Genomic DNA, 21,742 nt, shown 5'->3' on the forward strand with positions numbered 1-21,742 from the left:
GTTAATGAAGAACTAAACGCTGCCCGCAGATCGCCGCAGCCTCAGGTTTTATCTTTCGCCTTTCGCGTGTGCGCGCGTGCCAGAACATGCTTAAAAAAAGATAAAGCCGCACCCGTCTCCAGGTGCGGCTGAACGTACTAACTCTGACGAGTTGGCAATTGTATCGGATTAACGGAAGAGCGACAGCACGCTCTGCGAGTCGGAGTTAGCGATCGACAGAGCCTGAATTGCCAGCTGCTGCTGCGTCTGCAGAGCCTTGAGGCGGGTCGACTCTTCGTTCATGTCGGCATCGACAAGGCGGCCGATACCCGCGTCGATCGATTCGCTCAACTTCTTGACGAATTCGCCCTGCATGTCGATGCGCATGCCAATCGAGCCCAGGTCGGCGGCAGCGCTCGTCATATCGCTCAGGGCCGCATCAACAGCGGAGATCATCACGTCAAGCTGAGCATTGGTCAGGGAGGCCAGGTCGAGCGTCGCAACCGACTGCGTGGCAACAGCCGTGGCCGGAACCGCGGTGGTGTCTACGCCCCACTTTGTCGTGCCGTCATCATAGACCACTTCCTGGCCCGTGGTGCCGACGTCGGTTGCAGCAACCCAGCTACCGTTGACCTTGACGTAGTCGCCGGCGAGGGCGCCCGTGGAGTTGGCGTAGTCGCCATTAAACGTAGCACCGTCGGCGATCAGGTCGTCGACCGAGTATGCACCTACCGTGAACTCGGTGTCGGTGCCGTTCATGTTGACCTTCAGCGTGACGCTGGCCTGCGAAACGTTGTAGGTCTTGTCCAGGATACCGGTGTTGCCTCCAGTGTCGAACAGGACGTTCGTGGAGTCGAGGGTGTAATCAACCTTCTTGACTGACACGTTGCCCTGATCGTCACGAACGAAGGAGGCAACAACGTTCTTCTGCAAAGCTGCACCGCCGGCGGTGAGATCAGCCTGCAGCCAGTTCTCGCCAGAGAAGGATGCCGCGGAAGAGATCGCCGTCAGCTGTTCCTTCAACTGGTTGATTTCTTCCTGGATCTTGGTCTTGTCTACGCCGTCTTCGGTGGCGGCAACTAGCTTGGCCTTGATTTCCTTGACGACTTCGATGGCCGATTCCATACCGGCATAAGCAGTGTCAACTTTGGCAGCACCGAGACCGAGAGCGTCCGAAACAGCCGAGAGAGCCATGTTGTCAGAACGCATGGTCGTTGCGATTGACCAGTAGGCGGCGTTGTCTGACGCGGCCCCGACGCGCAGCCCCGAAGAAATGCGGGACTGGGTGTCTTCCATGTTGGACGAAATTGAGCGGAGAGTCGAGAGCGCAGCCATTGCGCTGGTGTTCGTCAGAATGCTCGTCATAACTTGCTTGTCCCTTTGACAAAAATACTAGGTGGGGGACATACCGGTCTAGTTTCCCTTCCGGTCACGTACAGCTCGGCTTCATGCCACTCGGTGCCGCATCTTGGCTACCAAACCCGTCGTGTGGGAGGAAATTCGCACGCCAATTCTTGCCAACTTCTTTAAATCAGGCCCAGCCGTAGGTTACCGCTCACGCTATGGTAAATGAACTACTTATGGGGCCACGACCTCAGCGCTCAGCTGAACGAGCGCACCAAGCTGCCGACAAGCAGGTTCCAGCCGTCGATCAGGACGAAGAAGAGGATCTTGAACGGGAGCGAGATCGATGTCGGCGGCAGCATCATCATGCCCATGGCCATGGTGATGGCGGCGACGATCATATCGATGACGAGGAATGGTAGGATGATCAGGAAGCCGATCTCGAAGCCACGCCGGATCTCCGATAACATGAAAGCCGGGATGAGGACCCTGTAGTCGATCGCTTCGGGCGTGCCGACACTTTGGTTGCGCTCGCGTGCAAGGTCAACGAAGAGGGCAAGGTCCTTGTCGCGCGTGTTGACGCTCATGAAGGCACGGAATGGTTCGGCGATCCGCTGCACCGCCTCCGCCTCCTCGATCTGGTTCTCCAGCAGCGGCTGTATGCCTTCGTTCCAGGCCCGATCAAAGGTCGGCGCCATCACGTAGAAGGTCATAAACAGCGCCATCGAAATCAGCACGAGGTTCGACGGTGCCGTGCCAAGTCCCATGCCAGACCGGAGGATGGAGAAGGCGATCACGAAGCGGGGAAAGCTCGTCACCATGATCAGGATCCCCGGAGCGACCGAGAGAACCGTCAGAAGGCCAAATGTGCGGATGATCCAAGCGGCTGCAGACCCATCTACGGGTATGTTCAGAAGATCAGCCGGCGACTGCTGCGCAAACGCGAGTTCTGGAAGCGAGAAGAGCGCGAGGAAAAGGAAGATCAGCCGAATCATGCGGACACGAAGGTTCTGGACATCAACCTTCCGTCTCACCCTTGCCCTGGCCGGTCAACACGGGTTCGCCAACCATCCCCCGTTATCGGAGGGCGGCGGGCGGGGCAACTATTCGATCACCATGGTCCGGAACAGCACCTTGGAGACCTTTCCTTGCGATCGCAGATCCACGCGCTCCTGAATGTCGTCGCGGAGATACTGGAACCCGCGCGGCCCCTCGATCTGCTGCAGGGACACAGTTCGCATATAGGCGAGAATATCCTGATGGATCTCTTCGGCGAGCGGAAGCTCCGGCGGCCCCTTGAAGGCAAGTGCGACTTCAAGACGGATCCAGTTGTCGGAAGGATAGGCAAGATTGGTGGTTACTGGGTCAAGAAGAACGACGCCGTTCGCCTCGGTCGCGATCTTCGGGATGCCTTCTTCCTTACCTTCGCCATGCGCGCCTGCCCCGCCTTGCGTCGCGGCATGCTCATCGGTCGGCGCGGCGGGTGCGATCATGTTGCCGAGGAACCAGCCACCGCCGCCGCCGATTGATGTCAGAGCGGCGACGCCGACAATCAGCATCAACGGCGACTTCTTCTTGCCGCCTTCCGTGCCCTGGGTTTCGTCCATAGCCGTTGTCCTGTCCGAGAGTCGGTCCAATCAGAAGGGGGAGTAGAGGTCAACGACCTGCTGTCCGATCGGTGGTTGCTGTACTTCCATCAGCCGACCGCGTCCGCCGTAGGAGATTCGCGCCTCGGCGATGCGTTCGTAGGAGATGATGTTGGAGGCATCCACATCCTGCGGCCGCACGATACCAGCGACGTTAAGAATGCGGATCTCGTGGTTGACGCGGACTTCCTGCGAACCGCTGATCAGCAGGTTGCCGTTTTCGAGGATGCCGGTCACCACCGCAGCGACGAGCAGCTTCAGTCTCTCGGACCGTTCTGTCGAGCCCTTGCCCTTGGAATCCGAACTGGAGTCGGTTCCGAGGTCGCCGGTCGTTCCAGTGTCGGTGCTGAAGCCCAGGAAGTTCGAAACCTGCGCGCCCCACTGAAGGTTCGTGCCGTTGGTCCGGCTGCGTTCGGTCTCGTTATCGAAAGAGGCGCGGTCGTTGATCTGGATATCGACGGTGAGGATGTCGCCAACGTTGAGCGCCCGCGCGTCCTTGAAAAGCGCCGCCTGGGAATCGCTCCACAGCGAATAGCCGTTGGACAGCTGACGCGGCTGTTTCGGGTAGGATGCCATCTGGGGCGCCTGGGCATATTGCAGGCCGCTGCCAATCGGGCTCATGGACGGCGCGTTGCCAATTTCCTTAATCGTCTGGCTCTGGCACCCGGTCAGGAGGAGTACAGCTGCGAGAGCTGAGAAGCGCTTCGTCATGAGGGTTCTTTCGAGGTATTGGGATCGGAAGCGCTGGATATGATCGTCGCGATCATACCGGCCTTCTGTGGGTCCATTTCGCTAAGTACAAGACCCGATTGCCGGGCAGGCAGCTTCATGATGATCGCCGCAGCGACTTCCATGTTCATCTCTTCCAGTTGCGGCGCTGCAGCATCTGCCTTCATCGTCTTGAAGATCTCGACCAATCCCGCTTCGGCCCGGACAAGGAAGTCGTTGCGGCGCTGCAGCCAATCCTGGTACTCGGCCTTGCGGCCCTCGAGCACCGCGATACGCTCATCCACGTCCGCCTGCAGCTTTTCCAGTTCCTGCTTCTGCAGCAGGTAGCGCTGATCCCGTGCGGCATCCGCGATATTGGTGCAGAACTGCTGGATCTCGCTCTCAGAAGAAGTCGCCGAAGCGGTCGCCGGCTCTTGAGCGCTGACTTGCGGAACCAGCAGGACGATTGCACCTAGCGCGAGCAGCCTCCGGATCAGGCTTTTCGAGAGGGAAATCCTGAAGATGGTCGATGCTTCAGTCATTGCAGCACGAGCTCCGCTTGCAGGGCGCCGGCCGACTTGATGCCCTGGAGAATGGCGATTATGCCGTCAGGCTTAACGCCGATATTGTTGAGCCCGGCGACGAGGGTGCGGAGATTCGGCCCCTCGAGGATCGCGACCGGGCCACCTTCCTTCATTGCCATGATGTCGGTTTGCGGTTCCACCGCCGTCACACCACGGGAGAAGGGTTCGGGCTGAACGACCTGCGGGGTCTCCGTCACCTGCACGGTTAGAGTGCCGTAGCTGACGGCCACGCGGGAGACGCGCACGTCTGCGCCGATGACGATGGTTCCGGTTCGCTCGTTGATCACCACCTTGGCAGGTGTATCCGTCTCGACAATCAGGTTCTCGACCTCGGCCATCAGTCGTGTCAGGTCGGTCACCTTCGGTTTCAGGATCACCACCTCCTGCGAATCGCGGGCTTCCGCAATCGGCCCGCCGTAGCGGCGGCCGGCAAAGGCATTGACGGCATCCGCCATGCGAACCGCAGTGGAGAAGTCGGGATTGCGCAGCTGCAGGACGAGGTTCACCGCGTCTTTGAAGTGCGAGGGCAGTTCGCGCTCGATGATAGCGCCGTTCGGGACCCGGCCGGCGGTCGTCACGCCCTCATTCAGCGTTGCCGCATCTCCCTGGGCGGAGAAGCCGGATACGATCACGGCTCCCTGGGCGACGGCGTAGATCTGGCCGTCGGCGCCGGTCAGTGAGGTCATGACGAGTGTCCCGCCACGAAGCGAGGTGGCGTCGCCGAGGGAGCTGACAGTGACATCGATCCGGCTGCCGGGGCTCGCGAAGGGCGGGAGATTGGCGGTCACCATGACCGCCGCGAGGTTCTTCGCGTTCGACTGGCCGCCCTGTGTTGAGATCCCGAGGTTCTGAAGCATGGCCCGCATCGACTGGTCGGTGAATGGCGAGCTGCGAAGACTGTCGCCCGTGCCCTGAAGGCCGACAACAAGGCCGTAACCGATAAGCTGGTTGTCGCGGCCCGCCTGCAGCGATGCGATGTCCTTGATCCGCGCCGCATCGGCCTTGGCGGGAAGGCTGCCAAGAGCGAGGACGCTGAATGCTGCGGCGGCGAGTGCAGCTATGAGATGGAGGGATTTCATCGCGCCATCACCTGTACCGTTCCATCCGCCATCACCGTCCCGCTCACGATGACGCCCGTATCGGTGTTGCGGACGCGGATGACATCCCCCACGGAAGCGTCCTGAAGGGGCGTTCCCGCCGCCGAGATCGTCATGTTGCCCATGCTGAAGGCGAGCCTGACCGCCGAGCCGCGTTTGACGGCATAAGGCGCTCTCAGCGCCGAGAGCAGGATGGTGCGGCCGGGCAGCAGTGTTCTGGTGCTGATCATACCGGTCACTTCTCCGACCGAGCGCGCATATTCTCCGGCGAGCTTGGGATTGGTGACGTCGACTTCTTCAACCACGCCGGCAGAAATTTCTTCGCCGGGATAGATGATCTGCTTCGGAATGACCGCTGTGCCCATGTCGGCGACGGCTGGCGCCGCGAGCGCCATCCCAGCCGCTGCGAGAACGGCTGCGGCACCTCCGCCTGCAATCGTCTTGATCCGGCGAAACATCATGTCTGCCTCCTGCTGGTTACTTCAGGTTCTTGCTGACGATGGAAGCCATTTCGTCTGCGGTGGTAATAACCTTGGAATTCATTTCGTAGGCACGCTGTGCGGAAATGAGATCGGTGATTTCCTTAACGGCGTCGACGTTGGAGGCTTCTAGGTAGCCCTGCTTAACGTAGCCGAAGCCCGGATCTTCCGGCACGGCGACGATTGGCTCACCTGACGCAGGGGTTTGGGCGAACAGGTTGTCGCCGAGCGGCTGCAACCCGGCTTCGTTAACGAAGTTCGCAACGGTCAGCTGACCGATCTCCTGGAATTCTGTCTCGTTGCCGACGCGCACGCTGACCTGTCCCGTGCGGCTGATCACGGTTTCGCTGACATCCGGCGGAAAAACGATATTTGGCACGACGGTATAGCCGTCGATTGTGACCAACTGGCCTTCGGCATTGGTGTTGAACGCGCCGGCGCGGGTGTACATGGTCGTGCCATCGGGCGCCTCGATCTGAAACCAGCCGCGACCGATAAGCGCCAGGTCCAGGCTGTTTTCAGTGTGTGTCAGCTCGCCTTGCGTGTGAATGTTACGCACAGCCGCCGTCTGCACGCCGAGACCGATATTGGCACCTTCCGGCACGATCGCCTGGTTGGCGCGGTTCGCAACACCCTGCGCCCGCTCCGTCTGGTAGAGAAGATCGGAGAATTCGGCGCGGGCACGCTTGTAGCCCGTCGTGTTGATGTTGGCGATGTTGTTGGCGATGACCTCGAGATTGGTCTGCTGGGCATCCATGCCCGTCGCGGCGACGGCAAGCGCTCTCATGTCTTTATCTCCGGTCCGTTAGATCGACATCTTGGTGACTTCGAGGTAGGCGTTCACGATCTTGTCGCGTAGCGCGATTGCCGTGTTCAGCGACTGCTGCGCCTGCAAGACGGCATCTACGACTTCACGCGTGTTCGCCTTCCCCTGGATCGCCTCGAACGATTTGGTTTCGGCGAACTTGAGGCTGTTCATGGATTCGGTGGCAACGCTTCCCAGCACGCTGGCGAAGTTCATGCCGGCATTCTCTCCGGGTGCCACGCCTTGCGTAGTCGCGTCGCTTTCGACGAGAGATTCCAGTCCCCGTGAGGACGACAGGGAGCTTACCTTGGTGATGTTGTCGATCATTGTCCGCTCTTCAGAAGGTCGATTGTCGCGGCGACGAGCTCGCGTGTCTGTTTGATGGTCTGCAGATTGGCGTCATAGGTGCGGTTGGCTTCGCGCATGTCCGCCATTTCGATCAGCATGTTGACGTTCGGCAGCTTCACCATGCCGCGCTCGTCTGCCGCCGGATGGTTCGGGTCGTATTCTTCGACGAAGTCCGATTCATCGGTGCCGAGCTTCTGCACCTTGACCAGATCGACGCCGGCAGTGCGGTCGAGCTCTGCGCCGAACGTGATCGTCTTGCGACGATAAGGGTCGGCACCAGGCGTGTCGCCGGTGGAACGGGCGTTGGCGATGTTTTCAGAGACAATGCGCAGGCGTGTCGCCTGTGCTTCGAGGCCGGAGCCTGCGATCTTGGAAGCGGCTGAAAGCGGATCCATTGCTTTACCTTCTTACCGTCATGAGCATCATGCTATGAAAGGACTTCACGAGGCTCGTGCTGAGCTCGTACTGTTTCTTGATCTCACCCGTCTTGGTGAGCTCCTCGGCCAGCGCGACCGTGTTGCCGGACTCCTGGATGCCGATCTCGTCGTTGACCTCGGTCTCCTTGACCGCAATGTCCTGGCTGAACTGACTTTCGGCGAGATGGCCCGGATGGGTCCGCGCCATACGAACCTGGGTCTCATCGAGAACGGCGTCGAAAGGTGAGACGTCCTGAGCCCGGTACTTCGGCGTGTTGGCGTTGGCGATGTTGGTGGCCACGACTTCCTGGCGGACCGAAAGCCATTCAGCCTGCCGAGACGCGAGCGCAAACAGTTGGATCGGTTGCATAGGTTTCTCCATCGTTTGTCTGGAGACTATGCGGGTAATCTTGCGTGGGACTTACGGACGGGCGGCAGATCCCTCGTCGTAGACTTCGCCGGCGGTTGTGACGATCACCCACTTGCCTTCTCGCTGCTCGATGGTGGCAAGCTTGCTGTTGTCAGGCAGGATGGAACCGATACGCACCATGTACATTCCCGCGCCGTCCTCGATCAGAGCACGGCCGTTGGCCACGTGGAGCAAGCGGAAGCTCGACTTCCCAGGGAAGGGTTGGTCAGGAAGAGCATTGCTTCCGCTCTTCTCCTTTCCGAGAGAGGAGACGGTCGCTGTCGTAAGGTTATCGGTCTTTTCCAGCGGCGCCGGCGTCTCCTCGTCTTCGCTATTGTCGGTCATGGCAAGGGGTGACACGCCCATAACGTTGCGGCCTGGCAGCGGAGGCAAATCGCGTGTATGCCCAAAGCTTTCGGTCTTGATGCCGAACTTGTCCTGGTTCAGGAACACGTACCAGGGAAAGAACGCGGAGGCCGCGGCGAGGATGATGCCGGATGCCGTCAGCACGCGATCGCCAAGCCTACCGGTTTCCTTGCTGTTTGTGTGCAGGTCGTTGCGCCGGTCTGCGCTTTGCTGAAGCATCTTCATCCTCTTGGCCTATTAATTAGCGCAGGCGGCGCTTGGTTGGCGGCGTTGCGAAGCGCAGTCGCCAGATCCGCATAGGCATCCGCAGAGGGCTGCTCACCCGGCGATTGTTTGAGAACCTCGTAGATCACCGGCACCTGCTTGATCGCCATATCGAGATCCGGATCCGTACCGGCGCGATAGCCGCCTATGAGGCGCAGATCGCGCGTCTCCTCGTAGCGGTGGATCAGCGCCTTCAGCCGCGAGACGAGCTTTTCCTGATCCTCCGTCCATGCCTTTCGGGCAAGACGCGAGATCGAGGCCAGGGGATTGATTGGCGGATAGCGCCCCTCCTCCGCCAGACTTCGGTCGAGAACCAGGTGGCCATCAAGGATCCCTCGGGTGGAATCGGCAATTGGGTCGTTATGATTGTCGCCGTCCACGAGAATGGAGATAATTGCGGTAACGGTTCCGGCACCCTCGGCGCCTGGCCCTGCTCTTTCAAGAAGCCTCGGCAATTCGGTGAAGACGGAGGCCGGATAGCCACGCGCGATGGGCGGCTCGCCAGAGGCAACCGCCACTTCGCGGATAGCGTGGGCAAAGCGTGTGATGCTGTCTGCGATGAACAGGACGTTGTCGCCTTGGTCGCGGAAGTGCTCTGCGATCGTGATCGCCACAAGCGGTGCCATCTTGCGCAGCATCGGGCTTTCGTCACTGGTCGCGACCACGGCGATCGACTTCGCCATGTTGTCGCCGAGCGTGTCCTCGATGAACTCCCGCACCTCGCGGCCACGTTCGCCGACAAGCGCTATGACTACCTTGTCGAAGGCGCCCGCCCTGGCAAACATTGAAAGCAATGTGGACTTGCCGACGCCCGAGCCGGCAAAGACGCCAAGGCGCTGGCCGAGGCAGAGGGGGGAAAAGATATCGACCGCCCGCACACCGGTCTTGAAGCCTGTCTCGACGCGGCTTCGCGTCATCGATGGTGGCGCAGCGTTGGCGATCGAGCGTCTGACGCGGCCGGTCATGAGCGGCCCTCGCCCATCGATCGGCTCGCCCAGCGCATTGATTGTCCGCCCACACCAGCTGTCGTGCGGCGCAACCCGGAAGGCGCCCTTGCGAATGACGGTGTCACCGATCCCGATCGGTTCGCCCGGCTCGATCGGGCAAACGAAGACAGCATCGGGCTCGACACGCACGACTTCCCCGAGATGGATGCCGGTGGCACTGCGGTGCGCGACGAACTCGCCAAGCCGCACGTGCTTCGACAGGCCCGCCACCGTGTAATGGCCGGCAGCTATAGTTCTTACCTTTCCGCCATGCGCCACGGAGAATGCCGGATCGGCATAACGCTCGGTGATATCGGCAAGCTGGGCGAGCTTGCCGCCCGATACCGCTTGCAAAATGGCTGCCTGTTCCAGCATCCGATCTCAGCCCTTAGCGCCCGCTGCCAAGCGTCTTGATCGCTTCGTCGAAACTCGCTTCCGTGTCGCGCATCAGCGACGAGATACCCTCGAAGGCGCGGTTGACCTGAATCAGCTGTGTCATCTCGCTGATACCGCTGACGTTGGATCCCTCGATATAGCCCTGCATCACTGCAACATCGAAATTATCGACCACCGGTTGCGGGTTGTCCGTGGGAATGACGCCGCTGTTGTCGGCGCGGATGAAGCCCTTGCTCAGGTCGGCCGTAAACAGGCCGATCGTCCCAACAGGCTGGCCGCCCTGCATGATGCGTCCGTCGGCGCCGACTGTCGGAGGTCCGCCGGCGCGGTTGAGTTGTATCGGCGCTCCGCCTGCATCCAGCACAGGGTGACCCATTATCGAGACGAGCTGTCCCGTTTCGAGCATGGTGAAGCGGCCATCCCGGGTCAGTACCTGGCCGGCCGGCGTGTCGATCGCAAACCAGGCATCACCCTTGATGGCAAAGTCGAGCGCGTTGTCGGTATTCTGCAGCTGCCCGTTACGCGTGGAAAGGTAATCGTTGCCCTGCGTCACGAAAGCGACCTTTGCATTGAGGTCGTTGCGCGTGTTGCTCATCACCTCATCGAACTTAACCTCGGTCGCACGGAAGCCCACCGTGTTCATATTCGCCATGTTGTCGGCGATGGTGTTCAGGCGCCGTTCGAGCGCGATCTGCGAGGAGATACCGACATAAAGTCCGGACTGCATATCATTTGCCTCCGAGTTTCAGTGCGTTGATGGAGATGAGAAGATCGGTGGAGATGCCGCTCGTGGAGGGAGAGAAAAGCGTCGTGACGCTGTCTGGGGTTGAGGCGTTCTCCATCTCCCAGAGTGTTGAAAACCTCTCCAGGAACTTCGCAGTCTTCGAAGCGTCCTGGAAGTCCTCGATGTCGATCGATTCCTCGATGAAGGCGGCCTGCCGATCCACATCGAGAGCCGCCACTTCGTCGGGAAGCTGCAGCACGGTGCGAACCACCTCGGCGAGGGCGTCGTCGGCGAGGATCTCCATCCCGGACTTGATCGAAGGGGCCATCCGTTCGAAGTAGAGAGCCAGTCGGACGCCGGGATTCTCCGCGCCCACTTCTTCTTCCAGCGTCTGGCGCTGGTACTTCTCGACAACGCCCTTCTGTGCCTTATCGAAGGAGGTGGCTGCGGCGCCGTTCGCCTGGAAGTTCAACGTTTCGGCAAGGCCCGCATAGCGGCTGTCGGCGAGCTTCAGCGCGAAGGCGTCAGGAGTTGCGACGCCCTCAGTCAGGACCTTCCGGATGAAAGCCTTGGCGTAGGCCATGTCTTCCAGACCATGAGCCTTCAAGGCGTAGTTATAGAGACGGCTGTCGGCCATGAAGTCGTCGACCGACTTCACCTTGCCGATGTTCTCCAGGTAATAGGCGCTTTCGCGGGCGACGTTCGGCTGTTCGGCAACGCGAGCGAGAGAGCCAGGGAGGTCCCTGCTGATTATCGCATAGCTGGTATAGGTCGTGATCACCCTGATCCCCCGCCGATCCTGTCCTTGATTGAAAGCCGGATTTCTCAGCCGACCAGGCATCAGTAGGCGCAAAGACTTGTGCGAGGCTGTACCCGCGCTGCCCCTTTTCGCAGACCCGGAAAGGCCTAGCAGCCAGCCTCACGCAAGCCAGACGGGCTATTCCCGAAACATAAGATCAAGATCGGCGCAGGTAGAAGATGAACATTCTTATCGGATTGGTGATCACGTTCGGTTGCATCATCGGCGGCTATATGGCGATGGGCGGTCACCTGGACGTTCTCTTCCAGCCGTTCGAGTTGGTGATCATCGGCGGTGCCGGCCTTGGCGGCTTCATCATGGCCAACCCGATGAAGGTCGTGAAGGATTCCGGCAAGGCGCTCGGTGAGGCTTTCAAGAATTCGGTCCCGAAGGAGCGCAATTATCTCGACGTCCTCGGCGTGCTCTACGCGCTGATGCGCGATCTGAGAACAAAGTCGCGCAACGAGATCGAAGCCCATATCGACAATCCGGAAGAGTCCTCGATCTTCCAGACGGCGCCGAACCTTTTGAAAAACAAGGAGCTGACGACCTTCATCTGTGACTATGTCCGCCTGATCATCATCGGCAACGCCCGCTCGCACGAGATCGAGGCGCTGATGGACGAGGAGCTCGAGACGCTTCTGCACGACCGGATGAAGCCGTATCACGCGATCACCGCAATGGGCGACAGCTTCCCGGCGATCGGTATCGTGGCGGCGGTTCTCGGGGTGATCAAGGCCATGGGCAAGATCAACGAGTCCCCTGAAGTGCTGGGCGGTCTGATTGGCGCGGCTCTCGTCGGCACCATGCTCGGGATCATTCTCTCCTATTCCATCTGCAACCCGCTTGCAGCGCAGGTGAAGATCGTGCGGACGAAGCAGCACCGTCTGTTCATCATCGTGAAGCAGACGCTGCTCGCCTACATGAACGGGTCGGTCCCGCAGGTAGCGCTGGAATATGGACGCAAGACGATTTCAAACTACGAACGCCCCTCGATCGATGCGGTCGAGCAGGAAATGATGAACCCGGGCGGCGATAACAAGGCGGCATGATGACGAGAGTTATGGCTCAAGCGGCTCCGGCTCCCATGGACCGTTCGCTTCTCGCGAAGCTGACGGGGGGGCTCGGCGACCGCAAGACAATTGAGAAGATCAGCAGCGAATTCGGCCATCTCTATGCCGATTTCCTGCCGGACGTGTTCCACAGTGAAACCAGTATCCCGATCGATGTCGCCTATGTCGGCTGCACGTCCGGCCTGATGGCCGACCTGATCAGTGAGCTTGGCGAGAATGTCGCTCTTGCCGACGCCTCCTTGCGGAACTGGTCGCCCAACTTCCTGCTAGCCTGCGGCAACAGCTTCGTCATCGCATTGATGGAGCGCATGCTCGGCGCACTTCCAGAGACGATCGAACAACCCTTCGATCGCCCCTTATCCGATATCGAGCTCGATCTTGCGCAGATGGTGCTGGGTCGAATGGCTTTCGTTCTCCAGTCCGGCGTCAATGCGCCAGGCGGTTACGAGGCACTGCTCGAACGGACCCATAATGCGGAAGACCGCGCCGCGCCCGACGAGGCTGCCCCGGCAGAGTTCGGGGTCGCCGTGAAGTTGAGCGTCGAACTTGGAAAGGTGACGTCGGACTTCTTCCTGGTGCTCCCTCAGAAGGCCTTACTCAAAACGCAGGTCGTCATGCCGAAGTCGAAAGGCCAGGCCTCGAAGGGCAAAGAAGAATGGCAGCAGCGTCTCAGCGAGCAGGTGCGACGCTCGCAGGTGACGCTGGAGGCTAAGGTTCGGCTTCAGACGCTGACGCTCGGCACCATCTCGCGTCTCGCCGTCGGCGACGTCATTGCCTTCCATGATCGGAAGGATGTCAACGTCCAGGTCAGTGCAAACGGCAAGGACATGTATTCGTGCGAACTGGGGCGCTCCGGCGAGCGCTACACGGTTCGCGTCAGAGACAATATCAGCACGGAAGACGAAATCCTCGACCACCTCATGGGCTGATCAGGGCGACCCCGGTCAGCAGCGCCCAGTGCAAGGCAGGTTGACGCAAGTTTCAACGGGAATAATGAACGCATGGCTACGAAGAAGACACCTGTAAAGGAAGAGGATGACCTGATGCCCGTCACCGGCAACGGCGAGCTCGATCAGGCCATTGACGATCTCCGCGGCGTTCTCCAGGCCGACGCCGATGGCGGTGTGCCCGGGTTCGATGCCGACTTCGGCATGCCAGGGGATGCGGCCACCGATACCGCAAGCTTCGGCGGCGGCTCCAGCGACCTTGGTGGCTCAGATTTCGGGGGCGACTTCGGCGGCAGCAGCGATTTCGGTGGAAGCGACTTCGGTGGCGGTGACTTTGACGGCTCAACTGCCGGGGACAGCTTCGGCTCCGTGCAGGAGCCAGGCAGTGCACTGACGGCCAACATGGACCTGATCATGGACATCCCGATCGATGTCGAGATCGTCCTGGGGTCCAGCCGCATGCAGGTGTCCGGTTTGATGAACCTTGAAGAAGGCGCCACGATCGCGCTGGACAAGAAAATCGGCGAACCGGTCGAAATCATGGTGAACGGCCGCCGCATCGGCAAGGGCGAGATCACCGTCCTGGAGAATGACGACACCCGCTTTGGTGTCAAAGTGACTGAAGTGCTGAGTACGAGAAGAACCTGATCCCGGTCTGGGACAGAGAGGGAAGACCATGATGGACTTTGACGACTTCGGTAGCGCTGTTACCGAACAGCCGTTGTCCCAAGCCGAGAAAGCCGCTGCGGTGCTCTTGGCTATGGGCAAGGGCGTTGCCGGAAAGCTCCTCAAGTACTTCACGCAGAGCGAACTGCAGATGATCATTGCATCTGCACAACGCCTGCGAACGATCCCTCCGGACGAACTCCTTCTTCTCGTCAACGAATTCGAGGACCTGTTCACTGAAGGAACAGGCCTTATGGACAATGCGGCTGCCATCGAAGCCATTCTCGAGGAAGGCCTTACACCGGAAGAAGTGGACGGCCTTCTCGGCCGCCGCACCGCGTTCCAGGCATACGAGTCCTCGATCTGGGACCGCCTTCAGGACGCGGATCCTGCCTTCGTCGGCAAGTTCCTCGCCCGTGAACACTCCCAAACGATCGCTTACATCCTCTCGATGCTGCCTTCCGCATTCGGTGCGAAGGTGTTGCTGCAGCTCCCCGACAGCCGGCGCGCCGACATAATGAACCGAACGGTCAACATGAAGGAAGTGAGCCCAAAGGCGGCCCAGATTATCGAGAACCGCGTCGTCGAGCTCATCGACGCAATTGAAGCAGAGCGCAATTCGCCAGGCTCGGCGAAGGTTGCCGACCTGATGAACGAGCTGGACAAGCCCCAGGTCGACACGCTGCTCACGTCGCTCGAAACGATCAGCAAGGAGTCGGTCAACAAGGTTCGTCCGAAGATCTTCCTTTTCGAAGACCTGCTGCTCATGCCGCAGCGCAGCCGCGTGCTGCTCCTGAACGACATTGCAGCCGACATCCTGACGATGGCTCTGCGTGGCGCAAGCGCGGAGATGAAGGAAGGCGTGCTTTCGGCCATCAGCCCGCGTCAGCGGCGCATGATCGAATCGGATCTGGCGGTGCCTACTGCAGCGCTCAACCCGCGCGAGATCGCGATCGCCCGGCGCGCCGTCGCACAGGAAGCCATCCGACTCGCCAATGCCGGCCAGATCCTGCTCAAGGAGCCGGAAGAGGGCAAGGACGAGAAGGCCGCTTAATCACGCGGGGAAGGGCTTAGCAGTGCTTATGCACGGGCAAGCGACTTGCGCCGGCGTCTCGACCGCTGCCCACAATCTTTTTCTTGACTCGATTCGGCCCTAGGGCGGCGCTGCTGTAGCCTGGACTGCAGTTCATGCCGATTCGCGCGAGGGCACGGCCTTGTCGGAAGACAAAGACAGTAAAACAGAAAATCCGACAGCCAAGAAGCTGACCGACGCGGCCGCGAAAGGCAACGTGCCTTTTTCGCGCGAAGTACCGATCTTTGCTTCGGCCCTCGGTTTCTACGTGTTTCTCGTCTTCTTTCTTCCTTCCGGCGCAGCCGATCTTGCAAAGACGCTGAAGGACCTCTTTTCCCAGCCGGATCAATGGCGGCTGGAGAACACGCCAGACGTCGTATCATTGGCGGTGCATCTGGGCTGGGCGATGGCGGCATTTCTGGCGCCCGTGATGCTCATCTTCATCATCTTCGGCCTTGGTTCGTCGCTCGCGCAGAACATGCCGTCCATGGTCCTCGAGCGAATTCGCCCACAGGCGTCGCGCATCTCGCCGATGAAGGGGTTTGAGCGTATCTACAGCCTTCCCGGAATGGTGGAGTTCGGCAAGTCCTTCTTCAAGATCCTGATCGTGTCGGTGATCATGTACTTCGCGCTTCGCGGCGAGTTCTTCGCTGCTATCGACGCGATGTTCTCCGACCCGCAGGTGATCCTCGTGAAACTGGACGCGATCGTCCGCAAGATGGTCATCGTGATCCTGCTCGCGACGGCCCTTCTGGCCGCCGTCGACGTTGCCTGGTCGCGTCACCACTGGTTCACGCAGCTCAAGATGACGAAGCAGGAAGTGAAGGACGAGTACAAGCAATCGCAGGGCGACCCGGTGGTCAAGTCACGGCAGAGGTCGCTTGCGCGCGATCGTGCCCGTCGACGCATGATGGACAGCGTGCCGCGTGCAACGCTGGTTATCGCCAACCCTACCCACTTTGCCGTGGCGCTCCGCTATGTCCGAGAAGAGAACGATGCACCGGTCGTCGTGGCTAAGGGACAGGATCTGATCGCGCTGAAGATTCGTGAGATTGCTGAAGCCAATAACATTCCCGTTTTCGAAGATCCGCCGCTTGCCCGCTCCATGTTTGCGCAAGTCTCGGTTGATAGCGTCATTCCATCAGCCTTCTACAAGGCAGTGGCAGAACTGGTGCACCGGGTCTATGCGGCTCGGTCCGGCAATCAACGGACACACTGAGCGTCATGAAAAAATGCGACCACTCCACGGAACGGGAGAAGATCCTCGCCGAAGCAATCAACCCGGTGGCTACCGAGCTGCGTCTGCTGGATGCCGGTGACCTGATTGCGCTGCTGCGCCTGGAATCGTATGGCAATCTCGCCGACCTCGTCTCGTCTGCGGCGGAGCTCTACTTCCACCCGGGAACGGTCAACTTCGGAGCTGGCGGTGACTACACGCTCGAGTGGAGCGGCCAGCCGCAGGTGGTGCTCGACTTAGAGATCAAGCCGCGCGGCGTCTCTGTCTATGCTCGGCTGACATTGGCTGATCGCCTGGCTGGTATAGAGATCGACCATATTGCCTTCCAGGAGCCTTGTGAGGATCCCGACGAGAACACAGCCTTCCTGGAGCGTAGTCTGCAGGAAGCGCGCTTCGTTCGCACCGCACCTCCCATGGCGGCCTTCACCTAGGCCACTCGCCGCCCATCAGTGAATGTAGCCAAGGCGGATTGCCTTGGCGATGGCCTGGATGCGGTTGACTGCGTCCAGCTTCATTGTCGCGGAGCCGAGATAGGCGTTGACCGTATGCACGGAGAGGCCGAGGTTTTCGGCAATCTCTTCGCTGATGCGCCCGTCTCCTGCCAGTTGCAGACATGCGACTTCCCGCTCGCTCAAAGTCTCGGCCGGCACGGTGCGCCGCTCGTCGAGAGCAAGCAGGTCGGTCATGATATGGCAGCTGCGGACGTGATGCTCGATCATCAGGTCGCTCGAGAGGCTGAAGGACCCGCCCGTGAAGATCACATAGCCATTGCCCATCGCCCCGAGGCGAACCGGGAAGGCCACCCCTGAGAACGGCGTGACCTCAGATGGCAGGCGGCGAAGCAGGGGCGTGAACTCGAATGCCTCGACGAAGCTCACCTGCTCCGTCCCGCTCCACGCGAGAGGCAGGGTCGACAGCTCGATGTGGTCGAGAAGCGCATCCGCATATCCGCCGAGGATAAGGTCTGCGAAGTGGGCGTTTTCGCCGCCCCAGTTCTCCATCTCGCAGAACAGCCTTCTTTTGCCTGGCAATCCGGCGCCAGAGATCCGGAAGACTGCGAAGTTGCGGGCTCGCAACTGTTTCTGCATGGCGATGAGCCGTGGAAAGACATCGGCTCTGCTCGCCGCACGCTGCAGGCGCACATGATTCGTGCCGATCGGGATTTCGGAGGACGGAGTGCGTGCGTACGCCATTTTGTTTGCAGGTCTCCTAGACCAGGTTGTTCCGGACAGCATACGCGATTGCCTCCGAACGGGTCTTTGTCCCGGTCTTACGCATGACGCTGGTGATGTAGTTATTGATCGTGTTGCGGGAGATTCCGAGGATGACGGCGATTTCGTCGCTCGTCTTTCCTTCTGCGATCCAGAACAGGCATTCAAGCTCGCGCTCCGTCAGCTCGAAATCGCGCTCCGCGCGAGCGTCCGGCGTCTGCTTAAAGCCAGCGAGATAGGTCGCAAGAAGACCGACTTCGCGAAGCCTGTCCTGGGAAAGTATGATGCCCTCGACGAAGAGCAGAAGCAGTGTGTATCGCGTACGCCCTATGCATACGGTCAAGGAACAGTATTGACGGCTGATCTGCTCCGGAACCAGAACGTCGTCGGGGAGCAATGAAAAGTTTGGGGTGAGAAGTGAGAGACACTTCTCCAGTTCAGTGGATTTGGCGTAGTTGCTCGCCAGCTCAGACCCGATCCGCCTGACAAGATCGAAAGGCCAGTCCGAAGAGACGATGAAATCGAGCCCCTGCTCCTGGATCAGGTCGCATCGGGCGAAAAGAAAGTGTGCCGCTCCGACATATTCCGCCAGCAGCCGCAGCGCAGCCGGTACATTGTTGGCCGCTGCAGCAAGCGCCAGGTGGCGGACAAGTTGCTCGCGCGAGGAAACGGCCATTGGCGCTCCCGATTCCAGACCGGATTCGTCTGCCACAGCCTCCACGCCAGAAAACTCCATGCCGACTATCCTCTACCCGACATGAAGAAAGGCTTCACGCTCAGCCGTTGAAAACGTGCCCGATAATGCAGCGTCCCTCTCCTCCGCTTCCGCAGCGACGAATCATCTTCATTTTAGGAAAGGGGAAACGAATTTCTACGTGTCTTGAGCATCTGGAGACCGAGATGGACAAATTCTCGCCCCAACTGTGGCAAAATGCAGACTTAACTACCGGTACTCACGTCGGAAAGAGGCCGGCTTCGCAGCCGGCCTCTTCTCGTCACGATTTCGTGAGAGATCACGCAGCCTGATCGACTGCCCATTTGCGGAGGATCTTGGCGGCACGCTCCTCGCTGATTTCGACCATCCGGGCAAGGCGCTTCTCCGGGCCCTCCTTGACGCGGCGGTTGAAGCCCCCTTCGTCGTCGCCCATCCCGAGAAGATCGTCGGTTGCATCGAAGCCGAAATCGGAGCCGAAGCCTTCCATGAGCGATCCGCCACCGCCAACGGCCGGAGAGAAGTCGGGAAGCTCGAGGCCAGCGCTGTCGCCAGCAAGCTCGGTGGAGCCCGTAGCGCCGCCGACACTGCGCACCAGCGGACGGATGCCCAGCCAGATCACCAGGAAGGCCACGACCACGAAGGCGAGCGAGTTGATGATGCCGCCGAGGTTACGGCTCAGAACCTCGGTGACGCCCGGGCCTACTGCCGCTTCTTCAAGTAGCTGAGTTTCCAGGAAGTCCATGGCCGTCAGCGTGACGACGTCGCCGCGCTCAGGGTTAAGGCCGGCCGCAGACGCTACGATCTTCTGCATTTCGGCCAGATAGGCGTCGATCTTTGCCTGGTCCACAGGCTCGCCGACCATCTGAGCAACGCGACCCTTGTTCACCACGACCGCGATAGAGAGCTTCTCGATCTGATAGCTGTTGCGTGTCGTGGCAACAGTCTTGCTGTTGATCTCGTAGTTGGTCTGCTCTTCCTTCTTGTCGGACTGATCGGAAGACTTGGGACCTGCGGCACCGCCAGCTTCCGGAGCGGCCTGAGGAACATTCTGTTCCACCGTCGCTGCGGAATCGTCCTGCGTCTGCTGTGAGCGCTGTTCTTCCTTGGTTATGCGAACCGATCGCTCGACCCGCGATTCCGGATCAAAGATGGTTTCCTGGATCTGTTGGCTGTCCGTGTTGAGGTTTGCCGTAACCGTAGAGCGGAAATTGTCCATACCGAGGAACGGCGCCAGCGCCTTGTCGATGTTGGTTTCCAGTTCCTGCTGGACCGACTGGACGATGTTGAGGGAGCGGTTCAGTTCGCTGTTGCCGTATTCGTCTCCGGACGCAAGAAGCTGGCCCGTGGAATCGAGTATGGTCACGTCGTCGACGTCGAGGCCAGGCACGGCCGACGCGACGAGGTGGCGGATGGATGAAGCGGCCTTGCGGCCGGTGGTGGTGCTTGCGCGGATCATCACCGACGCCGTCGGCTTCTGCTCACCTCGCCTGAAGTTCCCGACATCTGGCATCACGATGTGGACGCGTGCTGCGGCAATGCCGCTAATCTGCTGGATGGAGCGGCCGACCTCGCCCTCAAGTGCGCGGACGCGGGTCACTTCTTGCATGAAGGAGGTAAGGCCGAGAGAGCCCACATTGTCGAAGAGCTCGTAGCCGGCATTGGCGCTGTTCGGCAGGCCGCGTTCTGCCAGAAGCAGCCGCGCCTTGCCCGTCATGCCAACCGGCACCTGGATACTCGTACCATCGGAACCAACGGCAAATTCGATGTTTGCCTCGGCTAGCGCAATGCTCACCTGGTTGAGGTCCGTGGTCTCAAGGCCAACGTAAAGCGTCTCATAGGCAGGCTTGTTCACATAAAGTGCGGCGGCGAGAATAATTGCCATGGACACCAGTCCAGCACCTGCAAGCGCAATCAGCTTGGTCTGACCGAGACTGGCCAGATTTTTGTACAATTGAGAAAATTGAGCCAACAGATTCATTCTGTTTCCACATCGCAAAACCGAGATCAGGCCTTTGCCCATGCCCACCCTATGGGGCGAAGCTTGTGCGAGCGTTTCCGATTTGCGACCTGGGGCCAGGCCTCGATGTGGTTGGCAGAGGGATCAGAAGGGTCAGAAGAAGTCGAAGTCGCCGGCTGCCTTGCTTAGGGGCTGCGAATGGCCGTGGCGCATGCCTGACGAGAGGGCGTGCTGCATGTCCGCCAGCTTGACCAGGCTAAGCGCCGTCGATACATCCACCGACCAACCTTCCGGAATGGTGCCAGTGATTGTATCGATGAATTCCGCCAGTCCGCGCGTCTTCTGAACGGCTAGGTCGATGCCCTGAAGGATCTTAACGCTGTCGGGATGCTCGAGGATCTGCTCGCCGCCGAGCTCCAGCAGCTGCGGCTCGACCCGCTCGATCAAATAGGCAACGTCATGCAGCTCAGAGACCAGCCGCATCAGGATCTCGGGCAACGGCTGCTCGAAGGAAGCATCGGTCGGCTCAGTACTCTCGGTCATGGCTTCCCTCGCGCGCACGGCGCTCTTCACTAAAAGAATTCGATAGACGTCTCGACCGGCTTCGGCGGCAACACAGGGCGCTGCTCCAGCGCAACCGTCTTCTGCGTTTCGGCTCCGGTCAGCGGATACTGACGGGCCCGACCGCTGATCGGCCAGTACTCCAGTTTGCGGCCGTGCTCTCCGCCCGTGGAGGAACCAACGATCGGGATCCCTTCGTCCTTGAGGAACTGCACTGCAAAGGCCGCATTCTGCTCACCGACATTGGAGAAGCTCGCAATCGTCTTGGCGCCACCGAAGATCTTGGCCTCGAGCCGGTCGCGGCGCGCGCCCTTCTTCAAGAGCCCGTTGATGAGCAATTCCATCAGGTGGACCCCGTATCGCGTGGCGTCTCCACCGGACATCATCGTGCCCGCGGATCCCGGAAGCAGAAAGTGGTTCATGCCCCCGACGCCGGCAACCGGATCGCGGAGACAAGCAGCTACGCAGGATCCCAAGATCGTCGACAGAACAACTTCGGGGTCGGTGACCACCTTGTATTCGCCTTGGATGATGTGGACCCGCTTGGCTGCGGCGACCTCGTTCATTTTAGGGCTCCGAATACCGCCTCGATCGCCGCCTTCATCTTTTCGATTGTGAATGGCTTGGCCAGGACGTTGTTGGCCCCAAGCTGCGCAGCCTTCTGCACCAGGGCTCGGTCCCCCTGAGCTGTCAGGATGATGAACGCAGCTTTCTTGGTGGCAGGATTGGTGCGCACCGCCTGCAGCAGCCCCAGCCCATCCATCTTCGGCATGTTGAAATCCGAGATGACCAGGTGGTGCGGCTGCTCATTCATGATCTTCATGCCCTGCTCGCCGTCACCGGCGGCAGTGATCTGCTTGAAGCCGAGCTGAGTTAGGGCATCGCTGAGCAGCAGTCGGCTGGTAACCTGATCGTCGACGATCAGCACTTTTATTTTTTCAGCGAGAGACATG

Annotated in this window: 27 protein-coding genes; 6 read left to right on the forward strand and 21 right to left on the reverse strand. The window is 60.1% G+C overall.

Translation table 11 applies throughout. The features are described from left to right. Positions 1 to 168: 168 nt before the first annotated feature. The 15 genes from MUU54_RS18880 to MUU54_RS18950 all read right to left on the reverse strand — a co-directional run bounded on the left by MUU54_RS18880 (position 169) and on the right by MUU54_RS18950 (position 11,332). On the reverse strand, positions 169 to 1,344 hold the full coding sequence (locus MUU54_RS18880; RefSeq protein ID WP_247245558.1) for a flagellin N-terminal helical domain-containing protein: 1,176 nt from the start codon (positions 1,342 to 1,344) through the stop codon (positions 169 to 171). A 236-nt stretch (positions 1,345 to 1,580) separates the two neighbouring features. After that, on the reverse strand, positions 1,581 to 2,318 hold the full coding sequence (gene fliP / locus MUU54_RS18885) for a flagellar type III secretion system pore protein FliP (RefSeq protein ID WP_247245559.1): 738 nt from the start codon (positions 2,316 to 2,318) through the stop codon (positions 1,581 to 1,583). Positions 2,319 to 2,426: 108 nt separating this feature from the next. Beyond that, on the reverse strand, positions 2,427 to 2,930 hold the full coding sequence (locus MUU54_RS18890; RefSeq protein ID WP_247245560.1) for a flagellar basal body-associated FliL family protein: 504 nt from the start codon (positions 2,928 to 2,930) through the stop codon (positions 2,427 to 2,429). Positions 2,931 to 2,960: 30 nt separating this feature from the next. After that, on the reverse strand, positions 2,961 to 3,680 hold the full coding sequence (flgH, locus tag MUU54_RS18895; RefSeq protein WP_247245561.1) for a flagellar basal body L-ring protein FlgH: 720 nt from the start codon (positions 3,678 to 3,680) through the stop codon (positions 2,961 to 2,963). Then, on the reverse strand, positions 3,677 to 4,219 hold the full coding sequence (locus MUU54_RS18900) for a MotE family protein (RefSeq protein ID WP_247245562.1): 543 nt from the start codon (positions 4,217 to 4,219) through the stop codon (positions 3,677 to 3,679). The genes flgH and MUU54_RS18900 overlap by 4 nt, the downstream gene beginning before the upstream one ends. Beyond that, positions 4,216 to 5,340, reverse strand: a complete 1,125-nt coding sequence (locus MUU54_RS18905; RefSeq protein WP_247245563.1) for a flagellar basal body P-ring protein FlgI — start codon at positions 5,338 to 5,340, stop codon at positions 4,216 to 4,218. The genes MUU54_RS18900 and MUU54_RS18905 overlap by 4 nt, the downstream gene beginning before the upstream one ends. Further along, positions 5,337 to 5,819 (reverse strand): flagellar basal body P-ring formation chaperone FlgA, encoded by a 483-nt coding sequence (gene flgA / locus MUU54_RS18910; RefSeq protein ID WP_247245564.1) that lies wholly within the window; start codon positions 5,817 to 5,819, stop codon positions 5,337 to 5,339. The genes MUU54_RS18905 and flgA overlap by 4 nt, the downstream gene beginning before the upstream one ends. Positions 5,820 to 5,835: 16 nt before the next feature. Further along, entirely contained in the window at positions 5,836 to 6,624 is a 789-nt protein-coding gene (gene flgG, locus MUU54_RS18915) for a flagellar basal-body rod protein FlgG (RefSeq protein ID WP_247245565.1), read from the reverse strand. Between the two features lie 18 nt (positions 6,625 to 6,642). Continuing rightward, the gene (gene fliE / locus MUU54_RS18920) at positions 6,643 to 6,969 is read right to left on the reverse strand and encodes a flagellar hook-basal body complex protein FliE (RefSeq protein WP_247245566.1); all 327 of its coding nucleotides are present in this window, start codon (positions 6,967 to 6,969) and stop codon (positions 6,643 to 6,645) included. Beyond that, positions 6,966 to 7,385 carry a flagellar basal body rod protein FlgC gene (gene flgC, locus MUU54_RS18925; RefSeq protein WP_247245567.1) on the reverse strand — a complete coding sequence of 140 codons (420 nt, stop codon included), beginning with the start codon at positions 7,383 to 7,385 and terminating at the stop codon, positions 6,966 to 6,968. Before flgC ends, fliE begins: the two co-directional genes overlap by 4 nt. Before the next feature lie 4 nt (positions 7,386 to 7,389). After that, a complete protein-coding gene (gene flgB, locus MUU54_RS18930) occupies positions 7,390 to 7,776 on the reverse strand; it encodes a flagellar basal body rod protein FlgB (RefSeq protein ID WP_247245568.1) in 387 nt (128 codons plus the stop codon). 51 nt (positions 7,777 to 7,827) lie between these two features. Then, positions 7,828 to 8,400: a flagellar protein gene (locus tag MUU54_RS18935; protein ID WP_247245569.1), complete on the reverse strand. Its 573-nt coding sequence runs from the start codon at positions 8,398 to 8,400 to the stop codon at positions 7,828 to 7,830. 2 nt (positions 8,401 to 8,402) lie between these two features. Further along, on the reverse strand, positions 8,403 to 9,806 hold the full coding sequence (fliI, locus tag MUU54_RS18940) for a flagellar protein export ATPase FliI (protein ID WP_247245570.1): 1,404 nt from the start codon (positions 9,804 to 9,806) through the stop codon (positions 8,403 to 8,405). 13 nt (positions 9,807 to 9,819) lie between these two features. Next, entirely contained in the window at positions 9,820 to 10,554 is a 735-nt protein-coding gene (gene flgF, locus MUU54_RS18945) for a flagellar basal-body rod protein FlgF (RefSeq protein ID WP_247245571.1), read from the reverse strand. 1 nt (position 10,555) lies between these two features. Then, positions 10,556 to 11,332, reverse strand: a complete 777-nt coding sequence (locus MUU54_RS18950; RefSeq protein WP_247245572.1) for a DUF1217 domain-containing protein — start codon at positions 11,330 to 11,332, stop codon at positions 10,556 to 10,558. Between the two features lie 197 nt (positions 11,333 to 11,529). Here MUU54_RS18950 and motA point away from each other — a divergent pair, with 197 nt between their 5' ends. The 6 genes from motA to MUU54_RS18980 all read left to right on the forward strand — a co-directional run bounded on the left by motA (position 11,530) and on the right by MUU54_RS18980 (position 16,776). Continuing rightward, a complete protein-coding gene (gene motA, locus MUU54_RS18955; protein ID WP_247245573.1) occupies positions 11,530 to 12,402 on the forward strand; it encodes a flagellar motor stator protein MotA in 873 nt (290 codons plus the stop codon). Continuing rightward, on the forward strand, positions 12,399 to 13,352 hold the full coding sequence (locus MUU54_RS18960; RefSeq protein ID WP_247245574.1) for a FliM/FliN family flagellar motor switch protein: 954 nt from the start codon (positions 12,399 to 12,401) through the stop codon (positions 13,350 to 13,352). The genes motA and MUU54_RS18960 overlap by 4 nt, the downstream gene beginning before the upstream one ends. Positions 13,353 to 13,424: 72 nt before the next feature. Further along, entirely contained in the window at positions 13,425 to 14,018 is a 594-nt protein-coding gene (gene fliN, locus MUU54_RS18965) for a flagellar motor switch protein FliN (protein ID WP_247245575.1), read from the forward strand. Between the two features lie 28 nt (positions 14,019 to 14,046). Further along, positions 14,047 to 15,090, forward strand: coding sequence for a flagellar motor switch protein FliG (fliG, locus tag MUU54_RS18970; protein ID WP_247245576.1), 1,044 nt, complete (start codon positions 14,047 to 14,049; stop codon positions 15,088 to 15,090). A 160-nt stretch (positions 15,091 to 15,250) separates the two neighbouring features. After that, a complete protein-coding gene (gene flhB, locus MUU54_RS18975) occupies positions 15,251 to 16,327 on the forward strand; it encodes a flagellar biosynthesis protein FlhB (RefSeq protein ID WP_247245577.1) in 1,077 nt (358 codons plus the stop codon). A gap of 5 nt (positions 16,328 to 16,332) precedes the next feature. Then, positions 16,333 to 16,776 carry a BspJ family T4SS effector nucleomodulin gene (locus MUU54_RS18980; protein ID WP_247245578.1) on the forward strand — a complete coding sequence of 148 codons (444 nt, stop codon included), beginning with the start codon at positions 16,333 to 16,335 and terminating at the stop codon, positions 16,774 to 16,776. Positions 16,777 to 16,791: 15 nt separating this feature from the next. Here MUU54_RS18980 and visR read toward each other — a convergent pair whose 3' ends face one another. From visR to MUU54_RS19010, 6 genes are all read right to left on the reverse strand, one after another. Continuing rightward, the gene (gene visR, locus MUU54_RS18985; protein ID WP_247245579.1) at positions 16,792 to 17,538 is read right to left on the reverse strand and encodes a transcriptional regulator VisR; all 747 of its coding nucleotides are present in this window, start codon (positions 17,536 to 17,538) and stop codon (positions 16,792 to 16,794) included. 16 nt (positions 17,539 to 17,554) lie between these two features. Next, positions 17,555 to 18,292 carry a transcriptional regulator VisN gene (visN, locus tag MUU54_RS18990; protein ID WP_376742210.1) on the reverse strand — a complete coding sequence of 246 codons (738 nt, stop codon included), beginning with the start codon at positions 18,290 to 18,292 and terminating at the stop codon, positions 17,555 to 17,557. A 277-nt stretch (positions 18,293 to 18,569) separates the two neighbouring features. Continuing rightward, positions 18,570 to 20,249 carry a flagellar basal-body MS-ring/collar protein FliF gene (gene fliF / locus MUU54_RS18995; protein ID WP_247245580.1) on the reverse strand — a complete coding sequence of 560 codons (1,680 nt, stop codon included), beginning with the start codon at positions 20,247 to 20,249 and terminating at the stop codon, positions 18,570 to 18,572. 132 nt (positions 20,250 to 20,381) lie between these two features. Beyond that, positions 20,382 to 20,771, reverse strand: a complete 390-nt coding sequence (gene cheT, locus MUU54_RS19000; protein ID WP_247245581.1) for a chemotaxis protein CheT — start codon at positions 20,769 to 20,771, stop codon at positions 20,382 to 20,384. 29 nt (positions 20,772 to 20,800) lie between these two features. Continuing rightward, the gene (cheD, locus tag MUU54_RS19005) at positions 20,801 to 21,355 is read right to left on the reverse strand and encodes a chemoreceptor glutamine deamidase CheD (RefSeq protein ID WP_247245582.1); all 555 of its coding nucleotides are present in this window, start codon (positions 21,353 to 21,355) and stop codon (positions 20,801 to 20,803) included. Beyond that, positions 21,352 to 21,741 (reverse strand): response regulator, encoded by a 390-nt coding sequence (locus MUU54_RS19010; RefSeq protein ID WP_247245583.1) that lies wholly within the window; start codon positions 21,739 to 21,741, stop codon positions 21,352 to 21,354. The genes cheD and MUU54_RS19010 overlap by 4 nt, the downstream gene beginning before the upstream one ends. Position 21,742: the final 1 nt, after the last annotated feature.

Source organism: Pseudorhizobium tarimense, from assembly GCF_022968135.1.
In the GTDB taxonomy this organism is placed as follows: Bacteria; Pseudomonadota; Alphaproteobacteria; order Rhizobiales; family Rhizobiaceae; genus Neorhizobium; species Neorhizobium tarimense.